Origin of the sequence: Okeania sp. SIO2B3 (assembly GCF_010672525.1) — a bacterium.
Taxonomy (GTDB): domain Bacteria; phylum Cyanobacteriota; class Cyanobacteriia; order Cyanobacteriales; family Microcoleaceae; genus Okeania.
Genome location: NZ_JAAHGH010000080.1, coordinates 1 through 16,432, shown reverse-complemented (window position 1 = coordinate 16,432; position 16,432 = coordinate 1). Strand labels below are relative to the sequence as shown.

Annotated in this window: 12 protein-coding genes; 10 read left to right on the top strand and 2 right to left on the bottom strand. The window is 33.3% G+C overall.

Annotation, left to right across the window (positions count from 1 at the left end):
* Positions 1–151: 151 nt before the first annotated feature.
* The 7 genes from gmk to F6K15_RS29175 all read left to right on the top strand — a co-directional run bounded on the left by gmk (position 152) and on the right by F6K15_RS29175 (position 9,771).
* Positions 152–703, top strand: coding sequence for a guanylate kinase (gmk, locus tag F6K15_RS29205; protein WP_293067931.1), 552 nt, complete (start codon positions 152–154; stop codon positions 701–703).
* A gap of 744 nt (positions 704–1,447) precedes the next feature.
* Entirely contained in the window at positions 1,448–1,870 is a 423-nt protein-coding gene (locus tag F6K15_RS29200) for a hypothetical protein (protein WP_293067929.1), read from the top strand.
* A gap of 1,008 nt (positions 1,871–2,878) precedes the next feature.
* A complete protein-coding gene (locus F6K15_RS29195; protein ID WP_293067927.1) occupies positions 2,879–3,457 on the top strand; it encodes a hypothetical protein in 579 nt (192 codons plus the stop codon).
* A 552-nt stretch (positions 3,458–4,009) separates the two neighbouring features.
* Complete coding sequence (locus F6K15_RS29190; RefSeq protein WP_293067925.1) at positions 4,010–4,183, top strand: hypothetical protein; 174 nt, start codon at positions 4,010–4,012, stop codon at positions 4,181–4,183.
* Between the two features lie 223 nt (positions 4,184–4,406).
* Positions 4,407–5,510 carry an ATP-binding protein gene (locus F6K15_RS29185; protein WP_293067923.1) on the top strand — a complete coding sequence of 368 codons (1,104 nt, stop codon included), beginning with the start codon at positions 4,407–4,409 and terminating at the stop codon, positions 5,508–5,510.
* 310 nt (positions 5,511–5,820) lie between these two features.
* On the top strand, positions 5,821–8,202 hold the full coding sequence (locus F6K15_RS29180) for an ATP-dependent helicase (protein ID WP_375341093.1): 2,382 nt from the start codon (positions 5,821–5,823) through the stop codon (positions 8,200–8,202).
* A gap of 1,131 nt (positions 8,203–9,333) precedes the next feature.
* Positions 9,334–9,771: a hypothetical protein gene (locus F6K15_RS29175; RefSeq protein WP_293067921.1), complete on the top strand. Its 438-nt coding sequence runs from the start codon at positions 9,334–9,336 to the stop codon at positions 9,769–9,771.
* A gap of 1,096 nt (positions 9,772–10,867) precedes the next feature.
* Here the strand turns inward: F6K15_RS29175 and F6K15_RS29170 are convergent.
* Complete coding sequence (locus F6K15_RS29170) at positions 10,868–12,448, bottom strand: NAD(P)H-quinone oxidoreductase subunit N (protein WP_375341092.1); 1,581 nt, start codon at positions 12,446–12,448, stop codon at positions 10,868–10,870.
* A 112-nt stretch (positions 12,449–12,560) separates the two neighbouring features.
* Here F6K15_RS29170 and F6K15_RS29165 point away from each other — a divergent pair, with 112 nt between their 5' ends.
* Positions 12,561–12,779 (top strand): hypothetical protein, encoded by a 219-nt coding sequence (locus F6K15_RS29165; RefSeq protein ID WP_293067919.1) that lies wholly within the window; start codon positions 12,561–12,563, stop codon positions 12,777–12,779.
* A 780-nt stretch (positions 12,780–13,559) separates the two neighbouring features.
* Positions 13,560–13,724 carry a hypothetical protein gene (locus F6K15_RS29160; RefSeq protein WP_293067917.1) on the top strand — a complete coding sequence of 55 codons (165 nt, stop codon included), beginning with the start codon at positions 13,560–13,562 and terminating at the stop codon, positions 13,722–13,724.
* 649 nt (positions 13,725–14,373) lie between these two features.
* On the opposite strand, the gene rpiA is transcribed toward F6K15_RS29160, so the two are convergent.
* Positions 14,374–15,087 carry a ribose-5-phosphate isomerase RpiA gene (rpiA, locus tag F6K15_RS29155; RefSeq protein ID WP_293067915.1) on the bottom strand — a complete coding sequence of 238 codons (714 nt, stop codon included), beginning with the start codon at positions 15,085–15,087 and terminating at the stop codon, positions 14,374–14,376.
* A 78-nt stretch (positions 15,088–15,165) separates the two neighbouring features.
* Here rpiA and F6K15_RS29150 point away from each other — a divergent pair.
* Positions 15,166–16,432, top strand: a 1,267-nt coding sequence (locus tag F6K15_RS29150) for a tetratricopeptide repeat protein (protein WP_293067913.1), incomplete at its 3' end; no start/stop codon positions are given.

Genomic DNA, 16,432 nt, shown 5'->3' with positions numbered 1-16,432 from the left:
AAGAGTTTCAGTTTTTTTATTTACTTTTTGATTACCCGCAACCTATTTAGGATGGCTATAGTTAATTGTGGTAATTAATGTTTAATTTTCCAGAATTTGTTATTAATAATAAACAGTTTATTTATGCTGGCTGATACTGCGATAAAAATTTATGCAAACTGGTAAATTAATTGTCTTAACAGGACCTAGTGGTGTAGGTAAGGGGACTTTGGTAAAATCTCTCCTACAAGGTCATCCAGAATTAGTTTTATCTATTTCTATGACTACCCGTTGTCCTCGACCTGGAGAAGTAGAAGGAGAAAACTATTATTTTGTAGACCGCGATAAATTTCAACAAATGATTGAAACTAAAGATTTATTAGAATGGGCTGAGTTTGCCGGTAATTTTTATGGCACGCCACGTCTACCAGTTACTGAAAATATTAAACAAGGTAAATTAGTATTATTAGAGATTGAGGTACAAGGGGCAAGACAAATTAGACAGACTTTTCCAGAAGCTTTGCGTATTTTTATTTTACCTCCTTCTATGACTGAATTGGAAAAAAGATTGCGGGGTAGAGGACATGATTCGGAAGAGGCGATCGTTAAGCGTCTAGAAAGGGCAACTAAAGAGGTGGAAGCTGTAGAAGAGTTTGATGTGCAAATAATGAATGATAACTTGGAAATAGCTCTGCAAAGTTTAGAGAAAGTATTGTTTGACTGAAATTATAGGTAGTAGTTCAACAATGAATAATTAATAATTAATAATTAATAATTACCTCTCTTTCTAAAACTATGCTTGATCAACATCTTTCTTAACATCAAAGTTGACAAAAATATCATTTGATGTATTAGCTCTGAAAGCTCCTAGAGTCGTTGCGACCGCAACGACAAAAAACAACTCTTAGGAGTACACAAGTTAGTCAATTTGTCAAATTAGTAAAACCAACAAAATGCTCGTAAGCTTTTGACAATAGGAATAATCCACTTTTGTAAAGAATTTTGCTGATAATGGATAGCTTTTAAAAGAAGATAATTGACTAAAAGGATTTTTTTTCTCCTTTAAAGGAGAGGCTTTAAACCTTAACTATTCGGTAAATAACTAATAAGATATGTTTACTTCATATAAATAATTACTCAAAAAAATACTGAATCTGATTTATGACTTAATAGCTGAAGTTTTCAATAAAAAAAGCATTATTTTCAGGAATTGCTATAATTTCCAAGAAGTGTGAGGTACAAAATTGATCATAATTTTTCTACTCTGATTATAGCAGTCGAAAGAAAGGTTAGGACATATCGACAACTTAAAACTCAGACAAAGCAATTTTTTTCCTTCTTCCTTCTTCCTTCTTCTTTCTTCCTTCTGCTATATCTTTAATTCTCAGCTAACAATATTTTTTTGTGTCTTATTTCTCACTAAAAATATGATATGATTTACAACTGTTAATATTTGTGGTTAAACAAAATGTACATTCATACTTTTTTTGATTTTCCTGTCTACACAGTCATTGAGTTAACGTTATTTTTCTCTATTATCTTAGGAATTATTTTTAAAGATATGTTGGAGTATAAATTAAAACTATGGCTGAAAAACAAAGTCTCTCAAAAACAAATAGATTATCAAACACCTAATCTTATTACTGCTTATTTGAGCATGACTTTATTTATCTTTTTATGTGTATCAGCTAGTCTTTCTATCTTTAATATTGTTGAATGGTTATCTATTGTCATAGGTGCAATAGTAGTATTTCCAACTGCTTTGTTGATTTGGGTACAATTAGGGTCAATGTTTGAGTTGGTCGAATCTAAGGGAATAGCATCTATTAATATTGAAGAATATATGCCTGAGGAAAAAAAAATTAAATCAGGAGAAAATACTAATCAGTAATTAGGGTTTGCGCTTCACTAGTATTTTAGTAGGGGTAGGAGACAGCTATACTGGAGACAGGAGAAATGGCTTGGGAGTGAGGAGGTAGGAGTAACAATTGTAAGAATGATTTTTCTGCCCAACTATGAGCCGAAAATACGAGCCATGGATGAGCATAAACAGCTGAAAAATTTGCACTTTTTTAGACCCCAAAAAGGCACTTTTCTTTATATGTTAATGCTTTTAGATTTAATTAGCACAACAATAATTACTAATATTTTTAAGTCAAGTATGATGACAATTAATCAAAAAAGTCTGCCAATTTAAGATGAATCGAACTACTATCCATAGTAGTTCCCCAAAAATATATTGGTTGAGTCTAACTAAAATATGAAAAGTAAAATGTGGTTGCTATATTTTTGAGTAATTTTTTGATTAAGTTTCTATGCAAAATTAATTACACGTCTTATTAACTTCCTGTTCCTTGTTCCCTGTTCAATCTCTCAAATAGGAAATTTATTTTACACGACTACTTCGATATTCTAGATATATCGAAATAGAATCATAATTTATAAAAAACAACTTGCTAAAAAAAGGAAATCTGAAAGCCTTTATAGATCAAAAAAATCTTTCTAAGTTATTGATAATTTATAATTTAATGACTATATTACTCATACTAAAATATTAGAAGCAACACATAGGTTTGCTATATTCCTTTGAACCAAAGATTAAGATTAAGTTGCGAATTAATAAACTTATTTTCTAGTAAGTGAAACAGAGCCTACTGTCGAGATATTCTCAATGAAAGTAATACAAATAGTTTGCCTATTCATCTCAATCTTAATAACAGAAAAAACTCTACTAATATATAAAGTTATATAAAATAAATTTACTTGCCAAAAATCAACGTTGATGGTAAGCTCCTGATGAGGTTGTTATAAAAATAACCAATCAATTAATCAATGTCCAGATAAACCTGTGAAAACAGATTTTAACTGAGACACTTAGACAAAATTTGGTGAGGTAGTCATGCGTCTTCCAAAATATACAAACTTGGCAAGTGGTTGCTTGTCAATATTAATTACATTTGGAACAATTTATCCGGCGATCGCTGCTCCTGAAAATGAGAAAGTTGCCCAAAGGGAAAGAACTAGAGCAGGGGGAGCAAATCAAATGGAGATTGTCGGTTATGTTAAAGGTATTATCGGTAATGTAGTCACAATTTTAGTAGATGAAGAAGCCGAATTAGGCATTCCTGGCATTGCACCTAATGATGGTGAACCCACTTATGTCACAATTCCTGAAGAGGAACGTGGTCAACTACGAACTCTATTTTTTTCTCCTAGACATAGAATAGAAATAACAGGTTTAGTACCTGGAATGCGGGTCTATGCAATTGTGGGCAAAAAGAATGACGACCCTGAAGACCCTTGTGGTTGTATAGACTTTTTTAAAGTTATCCCAGATTATAATTATGAACGGGTAGAAGTTCAGTTACCACAATACAATTTCCAGGGTCCTCCTACTATAGAGTTTCCACCACTTCAGCCACCTCCTCCTATTACACGGCCTGTCCCACAACCTCCTCCTGTAAGAGGATTGTGGTAATTTGAACACATAAAAAAAACTCTATAATTAGGTCTGTAATGCCACTATATAAAATTTAGTGGCATTATTTATTTTAGTATAATTGAGGCTGACCGAACTCAAGAAACTTTTCCAAGGTATAGCAGAAGGAAGAGGGAAGAAGGAAGAAGGAAACATCTTGCGTTGCTTGAGTTTTAAGCTTTTGATATATCCGCGCCCTTTGCTTCAATTGCTATAACTTCCAAGGCAATACCTATCACTTTCTATACCAAATTCATTTCTAAGTTGCATAGAATAATATTTTTATTAAAGTTGACTGTAGATAGAGATAGACAAGTTAATAGATTTCATAATTCTGTGCCAGCTCACATAAAATTAGTATTACAGATTTTGGTCAACAGTTGTTAACTCTTAATATCTCACAGGACTAACCAATATGTAATTTATAATAGAGTCTTGGTATAAAGGAAAAAATTAGGAGGTAAGTTTTAGGCTCGTTTAATACGCTTAATATTAAGCTCTACTTTACCTTATATGGGGACAATTATTATTCCGGACTTCACATAAAAAATAGTGCTATTTGAAAACAAACTTAGCAATCAGTTTAGTCCATATCCTATATTGATTGTCGAGTCAAAGAAATTTTATGAAGCGACAACTAATAAAAACAACGGCAAACTAGCTAAATCAAAATATTTAGTATTATCAAACTTAACAGCTCAAGCTACGACTTTATTTCCTATATAGTTGATTAGTAATAAAATATATCAGTAAAAATATAGGGGATAGCTTTTATGCTATGGCTAAATATTAATGAAAGTTATGAATTTTGATTTATCTATCTCTTGTGCCTCGAAATTTTGTTGTGTCATAGGATTAACAACTTTTGACAGTGAATATTTTTTATGATAAATTCATCGACGATCGCCAAGACTAGCTAACCGAAAGATATATTATATTCCACTACAAAATGAAACTAGAATCACATCAGTTTATTCGCTATTTTGCACCTGAGCAAGCTGCACAAATTTCCCAGATTGCTATTATTAAAAAATTTAATCCTCGAGAGATTATTTTTGAAGAAGGTGATGATTCAGATTCTTTATTTTTAGTTCTTGAAGGTGAAGTAGAAGTTAGTAAAAGGAGTGGTGAAGGGAATAATTATGTTGTGATTACATCTGTTAAATCTGATGGTTATTTGGGAGAGTTAGGGATTATAGATAGAAAGCCAAGAAGTGCTAGGGTAGTTACATCTCAGGAAACAGTTTTGGCGAAAATTTACTATGAATCCATAACGGAGATATTAGCTAATACAAAAGGAGATATAGTCTTACAAATCTTAAGTTTTTTATCTCAAAGATTGCGAACCGTGACGACTGATTATGTCAATCAATTAGCTTATAAGGAAAAAATGACTTTGATTGGAGAGATGGTAAATACTATTATTCATGATTTTAGAAGCCCTTTCACTGGTATTCAATTATCAAGTTCAATGTTAAAAGAACTCCACCCAGATCAAGAGAGTCAAGAATGGTGCGATTTAATTTCAATGCAAGTTCAGAGAATGTTAAATATGGCAGAAGAAGTACTTGCTTTTTCTCAGGGGAATACAACATTATATTGTCAGTTAATTGACATTGCTAAACTCTTACAAAATTTTGCCAAATTAAACCAGGTTTATATTGATTTTGCTTCTGTAGAATTGATAGTTTCTGTGGAAGAGGGTTTAATCATAAATGCCGATGAAAATAAAATTAACCGTGCCCTACAAAATTTATTATCTAATGCTGTAGAAGCTCTGGATCAATCTGAAGGCAAAATAGAAATCAGAGCTAGAAGAAAAGATCAATTAGTTGAAATTACTTTTTCAGATAATGGTCCTGGTATTCCTCAAGAAATTCAGGATAAATTATTTGAAGCTTTTGTAAGTTATGGAAAACAGGGTGGTATTGGATTGGGAACTGCTATTGTTAAAACAATTATTGATGCCCATAATGGGAAGATTTTTTTTGAATCAAGTCCATCTACTGGTACAACTTTTTACCTTCATTTTCCCATAGCTAAAGTAGATTGAATTGGATGCATCTTAATGCGTGAATAAAGCCAAAAAATTATCGCTTTTAGGCAACAGCTCATCTGGCAACAGGCAACAGGGAATATATAAGAAAATTAGTATTTTTGCAAATATGAGATGCACTCATTGAATTCGGCAAAAATCAATTTAAATATTCACTGGTAATATAGCAATTCCCGAAAAGCGTGAGGTACAAAATTCGTTTATTTTAGGGAGTAGGGAGTAGGGAATAAAAAAGAAGAAAAACAACTGTTCCTCAGTAAGTTGAGAAATGCTATATTTTAATTTTTAACTTTTGATTTAAAACAAGGTGACTGACGATTTCAATAATAATTTGCCTCCATATACTGATATTAAAACGAATACAAAGAATACAGAAATTGACTTATCATTAGCAAGTTTAAGAGAAAAAGCAATTCAACAAATTCGTTCTAATTTACGGCCTGGGCAACAACAAATGGCTGACTGGCAAGGAGGACCTTTAGCAGTTTCAGCAGTTCCTGGTGCAGGAAAATCCTACGGTATGGCAGCAGCAGCAGCTTTAGCGATCGCTGGTTATCAACTACATAATAATCGTCAATTAGTTGTTGTTACTTTTACCCGTTCTGCAGCTAGTAATATTAAAACTAAAATTCGCAAACATTTAAAGGAATTATCTTTACCTCAAGGCAGTTTTATTGTTCATACTTTACATGGTTTGGCTTTGAGTATTGCTCTACGTCATCCTGAATTATCTGAGTTAGATTTAGAAAATACTACTTTAATTCTTCCTACTCCAAGCAATAGAATAACTCGCACTTGTGTAGAAAATTGGATTGCAAATAATCCCAGACATTATCAACTTTTAATTGAAGGAGTTCAATTTGATGGAGAAGAAACTGAACGTTTAAGAAGGCAGTCTGTTTTACGCACTGAAGTTTTACCTCAATTAGCTTGGAAAGCAATTCAACAAGCAAAAAGTTCTGGTCTTAAACCAGAAGATTTATGGAAATTACGAGACAAAATTAATGACCATTATCAAGTTGTGACTATTGCTGCTAATTTATATCAAACATATCAGGAAATGTTGAGGGAAAATCAATTAATTGACTATGATGAAATGATTTTGGCAGCGTTGCGGGTATTAGAAAATGAAGGTGCTAGAAAAATGTGGCAAAATCAAGTTTTTGCAGTGTTTGAAGATGAAGCTCAAGATTCTACCCCCTTACAAACTAAACTTTTAAAAAAACTGGCTGATTCAAGTGAAAATGATGATAGTAATTCAGAAAATAATGGGATTTATCAAGAGCAAAAATTATCACCATTAAATAATCTCAATCTTATGCGTGTTGGAGACCCAAATCAAGCAATTAATTCCACATTTACTCCAGCAGACCCAATAGATTTTCGGCAATTTTGTGAAGACTGCGAACAATTAAATAAGTTGGCGACTATGGAACAAGCAGGTCGTAGTTGTCAAAAAATTATAGATGCAGCTAATTTTGTTTTGAAATGGGTAAATAATTCAGAATTAACAGGAATAGAAAAACCTTTTCGAGACCAAAATATTCATCCGGCAAATGATAATCCTTCAGCTACTGGTGGTGGTTTAGAAATATATGAACCTCGGGATATTTACCAAACACTTGAGTTGATGGGTAAACGCATAATTAATTTATTTAAAGAAAATCCAGATGGTAATTTTGCTGTATTAGTACGGGAAAATAAACAAGGTAAATTTATTACAGATACTTTTTCTAATCCTGGAAAATATGGAATTGATATTGATTTAGGCAAACAAAATATTCAAATACATGATGTTTCTCAAGGGGCGCGTCACTCTCAAATTCCAGCAGAAATATTGGCATTAATGCAATTTATTGACCGCCCTCATTCTCCAGATTATTTAAAATCTGCTTTGAAAGTTTTGGGCGATCGGCGCTTAATTCCTAAGCAAGATTATAATGTTTTTGCCTCTCAACCAGAACAGTTTCTTTACCCAGGACCTCTCGATCCTTATCAATCAGAAAAGGTGCGTAAATGTCGTGATTTTTGTCGTACTTTGCTCAGGGCAAAATCAGAATTACCCTTGTATCAATTAATTTCTTTTCTTGCTTTAGCTTTAAATTATCAACAGTCAGATTTAGCAACTGTGGATAAGTTGGCAGAAAGAGTTGCTAAACAAACTTTTGATAATAGTTCGATGAATTCTATATTAGAAGTTTTAAGTGAAATTGTAGGTTCCGAGAGATTTGAACCTGTTGAAGTGGATGAAAATGCAGAGAAAAATTATACTCGCCCTCAGCAACTTACTATTATTACTATGCATAAAGCTAAGGGTTTAGATTGGGATTATGTCTTTTTACCTTTTTTACATGAAAATATAATTCCTGGTAATTTACGAGTTTTGCCACAGGTAAGTTTTTTGGGAGAATTTGACTTAGCTGAAGTGGCAAGAGCGCAAATTCGTGCCAGTTTACAAGGGCAAGATTTACCAGATATTTCTACTGCTTGGAAACAGGCAGAATATTTGAAAACGGCAGAGGAATTTCGATTATTATATGTGGCAATGACTAGAGCAAAACGTTTGTTGTGGATGTCTGCTGCTAAGTTAGCTCCTTTTACTTGGAATAAACCAGACAATTTACAGGAGCAAAAACCTTGTCCAGTTTTACCTGTTTTAAAGGCTGAGTTTCCTGATAGTTTTAGATAAATTTAAAAGCATCAAAACAGAGTTTCACTATAGTATCGCAGAAGGAAGAAGGAAGAAGGAAGAAGGAAGAAGGAAGAAGGAAGAAGGAAGAAGGAAAAATCTTACATTGTTCTGAGTTTTAAGCTTTTTATCTGTCCTAAACTTTCCTGAGACTGCTATAATTTGCGCCTCATATCATGTCTGGTTGAATAGTTATTGTATAGTTGGGAGTAGGGGAGTAGGGGAGATTAAAGTAATTATAAAATTATAAACATATACTATATAACTGGATTCTATATCACATAAATTCTGGATAAATATTTATAGTTATTTATAGTTTCTGCAATTAAATATAGATTAAAAGTTTTCCTTCTTCCCTGGTTAACTTTTATAAAAAAAAATTAAAATTTATTGCTTTTGGGAGAAAATATCAAAAAATTACCGAATAATTAAAGTTTAAAGCCTCTCCTTTGAAGGAGAAACAAGCAAAAATTTTCATGAATAGTCAATCCTCTTCTTTTCAAGGCGAGGTAATTATTAATTATTAATTATTCATTATTCATTATTGACTATCTTACTCTTACCGTAAATGCTAGATTTTCTCAATCATACATCTAAAGGTAAGGGTTCACAAAATTATAAATAAAATATATCAACTGACCATATATAAACAAAGGAAGTAGTAATATTTAATATAGTTGATTTGACATTGAGAATAAAAACCCTATTTCCAAAATTATATTGACAAAGCAGATAGTATATGTGAGAATCTTTTCAACTTCTAAAATAGAGGGGATCAATAAATTATTGATGAGATAGGCTTTTTTAATACATTATGCGTATCTACTTAACTCACAGTCCTGAATTAAGTAAAACGATAAAAGATTTGAGTAATTATACTTCAATTTAACTCAAAAAACAAATTTATGTAAGTATTAATTACTATCAAATATCAAGTTTATTATCCTGGAAATTTATCCCATAATTAACCCATAATTTTTATAGTGATTTTAATCACATTAAAACCAGATAAGGGGTCACATACTCTATGGGAAAAATAGAAGATGATAATAGAAGGTAAGAGAAGCTAGGAAAAAGAATAACTTCTCTCTCCATAAAAACAATTTACTCTAATTTATTTACTGAAAAGTTATGTACACTCCCCTAATTAAAAAAGTTATAGCTAAAGCTTGTAATGTTAGTATCGATGAATGTGTAGAAGTTCAGAGATTAAAACTAGAAGTTCAAAGATTAACCCAGGAAAATCAAGAACTAACAGAACAATCACAACAATATCAAAAAGAAAATCAAGAACTGCAAAATAAACTAAATCAACTGAGAATGCAGTTAGTAACTCTCTCAGAACATTCTCCCCCTCTAAACCCCTCTTTATCTGCTAATTTAATATCTTCAAAAGAATCAACCAAAACAACAGTTATTTTAGTTGATTCCCCAAGTCCAGAACTAGAAGAAGATCGAGGTAAACCTGTAGAACTGCTAAATCAATTACCAAATGGTATGTGGCACGTTAAAGTTGAATCAGGAATTCAAGTTATCCTCAAACCAGAAGCTCTAAAAGTTCTAGCATAGTTTTCTTTTAAGAAGGAAGAAGGAAGAGGGAAGAGGGAAGAAGGAAGAAAGGAAAATTTCTTATGCATAGTAAAAACACTCCACTTCGTGTCTACAAACCACAAACAATTTTAAGTACAGTTTAGACAGTGGGAAATTAAACCCGCTCCAGAAAAGATAATATTCTGAAATGGTGAAAAATTTCTAATACCATTTCTCCATGAAGTTGCACTTAATATAAAGATGAGAATAGTCAGTTTAATAAGGTCTGAGCAATAATTATTAAGCGCATTGTTACAGAGAAATGGTATTAAGATACTTTTATGTAGAGGTAGTTTGAAATAAAGGCATAAATTCAGCCCACGAAAATACTTATTTCTAATATAATTAGCCTCTACTCTAAACACAGCGTATTTCATATTAGTAAGGTACACTAATCGCGGGCAAGATGCTATAGCGGGCAAGATGCCCGCACTACGAACATTTTACCATTTATATTTGTACCTAATTTACCTGAAATATGCTGTATCTTGATAAATAGATAACTGAACTTGATATTACCTATTGAATTTCTGAAAATCAGGTGATACTTTAAGATATAAAAAATTTAGTAAACTTTTAATTATTTAGGTGATATATGACAATTTTTGGAAAGGTAATAAAGAATAACTGAAGAGAAAAAAATACTCTACCTCATTAATATGAGAGCCTTTATAAGACAAAGAAAAAAGAAATAGGTTGTTATAGCAGTAGAAAGAAAGATTAGTAGGAAATTTAACGAAGTTAGAAGTCAGAAGTCAGAAGTCAGAAGTTAACCCACCCCCGCCCCTCCCAGGAGGGGAAGTAGGTTATTTTGATCAACTCTCCAAAAATATTTCGCCTTAAAAGGCGGGATTTTAGACCCATATTATTTTGATAAAAAATTTAAAACTCAAACAACGCAAGATTTTTCCTCATCTCCTAGATAACTAAAACCTTCTTCTTTCTTCTTCCTTCTTCTTCCTTCTTCCTTCTGCAATAAAAACTCCAACAATTCGACCTATCTATATAAACAGAAAAAATGCTCGACTCAATAAGCCGAACATTTCTTACTTTTGCTGAATCAAAAAAATTAAAACTAATTATTTTTCGACAAAGAAAAACTTGGTTGACTAGCCACTGAATTAGTTTCAACAGTCTGAACTAAAACCGAGTTCAACATAGGAGTTTTAACAATAGCATCGTTAGCCAAAGTAAACAAAGGATTAGATAAAATTCCAGCTAAAGATGTTGCTAAAACAGACAAAATCAACCCTACTTGTAAAGGACGCATACCCGAAATATCCCAACGAATAGGAGGATAATTTTTAATCACATCCGACATTTCTTGCGGTTCTTTTACCACCATCATTTTCACCACACGAATGTAGTAGTAAATAGAAGCAACACTGGTAATTAATCCTAACAAAACTAACCAATATAATCCAGCTTGCCAACCTGCCCAAAACAAATAAATCTTCCCAAAGAAACCCGCTAGTGGAGGAATACCACCTAAAGAAAGCAAACAAAGACTCAACCCTAAAGTTAATAGTGGGTCTTTTTGATATAACCCTGCATATTCACTAATTTGGTCTGTACCTGTACGGAGAGAAAATAGAATCACACAGGTAAAACCACCCAAATTCATAAACAAGTAAATCAGCAGATAAAATATCATACTAGCGTAACCCGCTTCAGTATTCGCCAAAAGACCAATCATAATAAAACCAGCTTGTCCAATAGATGAATAAGCAAGTAGACGTTTCATGCTGGTTTGGGCCAGAGCAACCACATTACCCAATACCATACTCAACACAGCAAGGGCAGTAAATACAAAATGCCACTGTTCCGAAACTAAAGGGAAAGCAGTAACCAAAAGACGAATAGCTAAAGCAAAACCAGCCGCTTTAGAACCCACCGAGAGAAAGGCCACAACTGGAGTAGGAGAACCTTCATATACATCCGGAGTCCATTGGTGAAAAGGGACAGCAGAAATTTTGAAAGAAATACCAGCGATCGCGAATACTAAGGCAATAACTAGAGCTAGTGAAACACCGCCACTCGATCCATCAACAAGACTAGAGGCGATCGCTGTTAACCGAGTTTCTCCACCAGACAAACCATAGAGAAGGGAAATGCCATAGAGAAAAACGGCCGAACTTGCAGCCCCAATGAGTAAATATTTTAATGCTGCTTCATTGGAGCGGGGGTCACGTTTTGTATAACCAGTTAATAAATAAGAGGAGATACTCAGGGTTTCCAGAGAAACAAAAATCATCACCAACTCATCTGCTCCAGAAAGGAACATTGCCCCTAAAGTAGCAGTGAGCAGAATACAAATAAATTCTCCTAGTGGAGTCCCAGTTTGTTCTATGTATGCCACCGACATCAATATAGTGGTAATTGCACACAGAGCAATGATACCTCTAAATACTACACTGAGGGCATCAGCATTAAAGCCTCCCAAAAAACCGATGGTATTTGTACTGTCCCATTGAGTATATAAGGCCACAATAGCGATCGATAGACCTAGTATGGCTGCGTAGGGAGTCCATTTAGCAGAAGTACGTCCTACTATGAGGTCTCCAACCAGAACTACAAGTAGGGTAATTATAACTATTGCTTCTGGAAGGATAGTGCCTGCGTTAAGCTGGGCCGCAATGTTAGAGAAATCTATCATGTTAGATAATTTGAAATTTTTTGTGTAACTAACTAAGAATTTTGACTAATTAATAATCCTTTACAGTACAGGATTGTAGCGTGTTTCCAGAGATTTTTTGGTTTTTTATTAGGTGAAGCAGAAAAAACCAAATTTTTCTAAATTATTCAAGAAGGAAGAAGCAAGAAGGAAGAAGAAAGAAGGAAGGAAGAAAAAATGGATGGGTACTCAAACCCCAACCAATTCACCGTGTAGACGGCCAGGGCTAATTCTTTGTCGTCAGAGAATATTTACAACTCCAGGACTTACGCGTTTTCATCGTAAAAACACTATATATACCATAGTGCTATAGTTTTTATCTACTATATGTAGTGTATTTGCCTAAGTCCTAAACTCTATGTCCTAATATCTTTTATATTTGGTTGACTAATCCTAGCAAGATGTACGAAATTTCAAAGGATACAATTTTTCTAAGGGTGACAATAAATTGACCAAAAAATAAGGTCTCAAGCCTTCCCTTGGCTACCCCGCGAGCTGTCGCTCTACAAGGGGATAAAAAAAAGAAAATTCAATATTTCAATTCACTTTACTTTCCTGCGGAATGCTGCGCAAACAGGCAGAGGTACTGATAACTGATAACTGATAACTGATAACTGAAATGACCCTACTCCCCCACTCCCTTTTTCTCAGGGTGACAATAAATTGACCCTGGTGTAGACGGCGGGGTATTAAACCCAAAACAAAAAGATAAAATTTAACTTCTAAGGCTTAATTAATATTTAGTATGACACTGCAAAGTCTACTTAATAAAATTTAATGAACTAGGATACACTATTGTTAAGGGATAAAAAAAAAGATGATTTTCAAGTTCCTTAGTTAACTATATAGCTTATTGCTGATGGTTTACACATCCATTAATCATAAATACTTTCAGGCATTTTATTCAAAAGATTTACTCAGAATATTTGTGAATGACTCTACAAGACATAGCCTACTAAAACAAACTTTGCTTGGTGTCTACTAGCTAATAATAACTGATAATAACTGACAGTTTTCATTAACTGGACTGGTGGATTTTTTCTAGCTGTGGTAAATTAAAAATGTAAGTCATATAATAAAAGAGGAAAAAAAAATGTCCATGATGAACAAAAATTCACCAAAAAGCCTAGTTAAATTAAATGAAGTTCATAAAGTCAATATAGAAAAAAGATTAGCTCATCGTCTGGAAGCAGCTAGAGCTAAGGGAAATCAAAATTTAGTGAAAGCTCTGGAATCTGAGAGACAACTACTGAACTAAATAAGTTTCTTTGAAGCCTAATTTAGTTATTTAATAGTGGTTTTTCCTCATGTGGTTCGATTATTTTAAAGCCCGGTATCCTTAAGATACCGAGTTTGATAGTTTTAGTAATTTTTGTTCTCTAGATAATTATTTTCTCAACTGCCAAAGCATAGCAAAACATATCATAACTTTTTCAAATTGGAATTAAGAGTCTGGATGGTTTGGATAAGTTTTGCTGTAGTAACTTTGCTTTAAATTTTATCTACACTATGCAAGAAAATTTTGAAGAAGGTGTAGGTTGTAGGTATCTTAGAGAAAGATTTAGTTAAGACATAGATTGATAGTGAATTTTAGAGGAAAAAAAGTTTTCCCACCGTTGTCTGTTGTCTTCAATAATTAAGAGTTGACAAAGTGACTTAATTAATTTTTAAGGTTCTAGGCGATAAAAGTCATATATAACCTATTTAAGACCTATTGAATAAAGCAAAGATATAGTGAAGTAGGGAGTATTTTTCAACCTTTTTCTCATATTCTTTCGCTCCATATCCTGACTCAGTATCCTGACTCCTGGTAAAAAAACGCGGGTCGCGGAAAAAGATACCAAATGGGTTCTATAACATCTACAACCTAACACCTACAGCCTAACACCTACAACCTACCACCTTCTTCAAGCAATTTCTCGAACTATTGGCTGGCCATCCTGAAGTTCTCCCACTAATATTAAATCTGCAACCCCTACAAATAAACCATTTTCCAAGACACCAGGAATATTATTTAAACTCTTTTCTAATTCAGCAGGGTTATCAATAGAATTAAATTTAACATCAATCACCAGATTACCCTCGTCCGTAACTACAGGTCCAGCTTTCTTCACACCCATCCGAAGTTCTGGTTGACCACCAAGTTTTTCAATTGCCCGAATTACAGGAGTTATTGCCATCGGTATAACTTCTACGGGAAGCAAAAAAGTAGAACCCAACCTATCTACTAATTTAGAACTATCTACTACTACAATAAACTGTTCTGCCAAACAGTCCACAATTTTTTCACGGGTATGAGCTGCTCCACCACCCTTGATCAGATTTTTCTGTGGGTCAACTTCATCAGCACCATCAATGGCAATATCCATGTGGTCAACTTCATCAAGGGTCGTTAATGGTACACCATACTTTTTAGCCAATACATTTGACTGAAAGGAGGTAGGGATACCTTTAATATCTTTGAGTTGGCCACTTTGTAGGCGTTCCCCCAAAAATTGAATCATATAGGCAGCGGTCGATCCTGTGCCTAACCCCACTATCATTCCAGATTTTACTCGGTCAGCAGCAGCTTTGCCGACTTGCTGTTTCATTAATTTTATGGGGTCTTGTTCTGTGACCATAGTCTATACTCCTTATCTTAGATCAAATAAAATTACAAACACTGTTTAACTTTACCGTTATAAGGGTTCGTAGAGAAAATGTTACCTGAAAATTATTTCAAGACAGCCAATAAACTTAAAGATTCTGGACAACTTTATACAGCGATGGTTGCTTATCAAAAAGTTTTAACTATTAAACCAGACTATGTTGAAGCTTACAAGAAGTTAGCTGAAGTATATTTGCTACAAGGTGATTTTGATGGAGCGATCGCTTGTTGTCAAGAAGCAGTTAAAATTCAACCAGATTTTGCTTCTGTTTATTTGACTTTAGGGAATATTTTTCAATGTCAAAATTTGTTTGAACAGGCAATTAATACTTATAATCAGGCGTTAAAGATTAAACCTGATTTTGCACAAGTATATGCGAATATTGGCAGTGTTTATTATAAACAGAGGGAGTTTAATTTAGCTATTTTTAATTATCAAAAAGCCTTAGATATTAATCCTAATTTGGCATATGTGCAGTTGATGTTGGGAAATGTACTTTCTCGAATAGGAGAGTTTGATCGGGCAGTTTATTGTTATCAAAAGTTGCTGCAAATTGAACCTGAAGAGCCTAAAGCTTACTGCAAGTTAGCAGAGGTATTTGCTCTGTATACAAATCTTGAACCAGCTTTTGATTATTATCAAAAATCTTTATCTATTCAACCAAATTATCGGGAAGCTTTTGTCAAGTTATATAAGTTGTTAAGACCTGGAACTACTGAAGGTCAATTGGAGGAATTATTCACTGAATGGCAAAAATTAGTAGGGGAAAATAATCAGAATATAAAGGAATATGTTGATTCAGTAATTCAGGTTGAAGAAGGAAGAAGGAAGAAGGAAGAAGGAAGAAGGAAGAAGTGGATGGGGACTCAAACTCCAACTAATTGTAAATACCCTGTAGATGACGGGGTATTAAACTCAAAAGAAAAAGATAAATCAAGTCAATATATAGAACAGGAAAAATTCACAGTCGAGTCAAATCAAGAAATTATTGAGGCTGATGAGAAAAATGAAATTCAAGCTACTCATTTAAATCTAATTCCAGAGCAAAAATTTGAGAGGAACGAGAATAATACCGATAATTTGCCCGGTCTAAATCAAGTAAATAAAAATCCGGAAAAATTCAGTCAAGGTAAGACCTTTGAAAACCAAGAATTAGAAACAGAAAAATATTTGCATTCAGTAATTGAGGAGAAATCAAGTCAATATATAGAACAGGAAAAATTCACAGTCGAGTCAAATCAAGAAATTATTGAGGCTGATGAGAAAAATGAAATTCAAGCTACTCATTTAAATCTAATTCCAGAGCAAAAATTTGAGA

What these genes read in the sequence shown, in the direction of transcription:
- F6K15_RS29170 (WP_375341092.1), bottom strand. Translation starts at nt 12,448, where the DNA reads ATGATAGATTTCTCTAACATTGCGGCCCAGCTTAACGCAGGCACTATC.
- rpiA (WP_293067915.1), bottom strand. Translation starts at nt 15,087, where the DNA reads ATGGTCACAGAACAAGACCCCATAAAATTAATGAAACAGCAAGTCGGC.
- F6K15_RS29175 (WP_293067921.1), top strand. Translation starts at nt 9,334, where the DNA reads ATGTACACTCCCCTAATTAAAAAAGTTATAGCTAAAGCTTGTAATGTT.
- gmk (WP_293067931.1), top strand. Translation starts at nt 152, where the DNA reads ATGCAAACTGGTAAATTAATTGTCTTAACAGGACCTAGTGGTGTAGGT.
- F6K15_RS29200 (WP_293067929.1), top strand. Translation starts at nt 1,448, where the DNA reads ATGTACATTCATACTTTTTTTGATTTTCCTGTCTACACAGTCATTGAG.
- F6K15_RS29185 (WP_293067923.1), top strand. Translation starts at nt 4,407, where the DNA reads ATGAAACTAGAATCACATCAGTTTATTCGCTATTTTGCACCTGAGCAA.
- F6K15_RS29160 (WP_293067917.1), top strand. Translation starts at nt 13,560, where the DNA reads ATGTCCATGATGAACAAAAATTCACCAAAAAGCCTAGTTAAATTAAAT.
- F6K15_RS29195 (WP_293067927.1), top strand. Translation starts at nt 2,879, where the DNA reads ATGCGTCTTCCAAAATATACAAACTTGGCAAGTGGTTGCTTGTCAATA.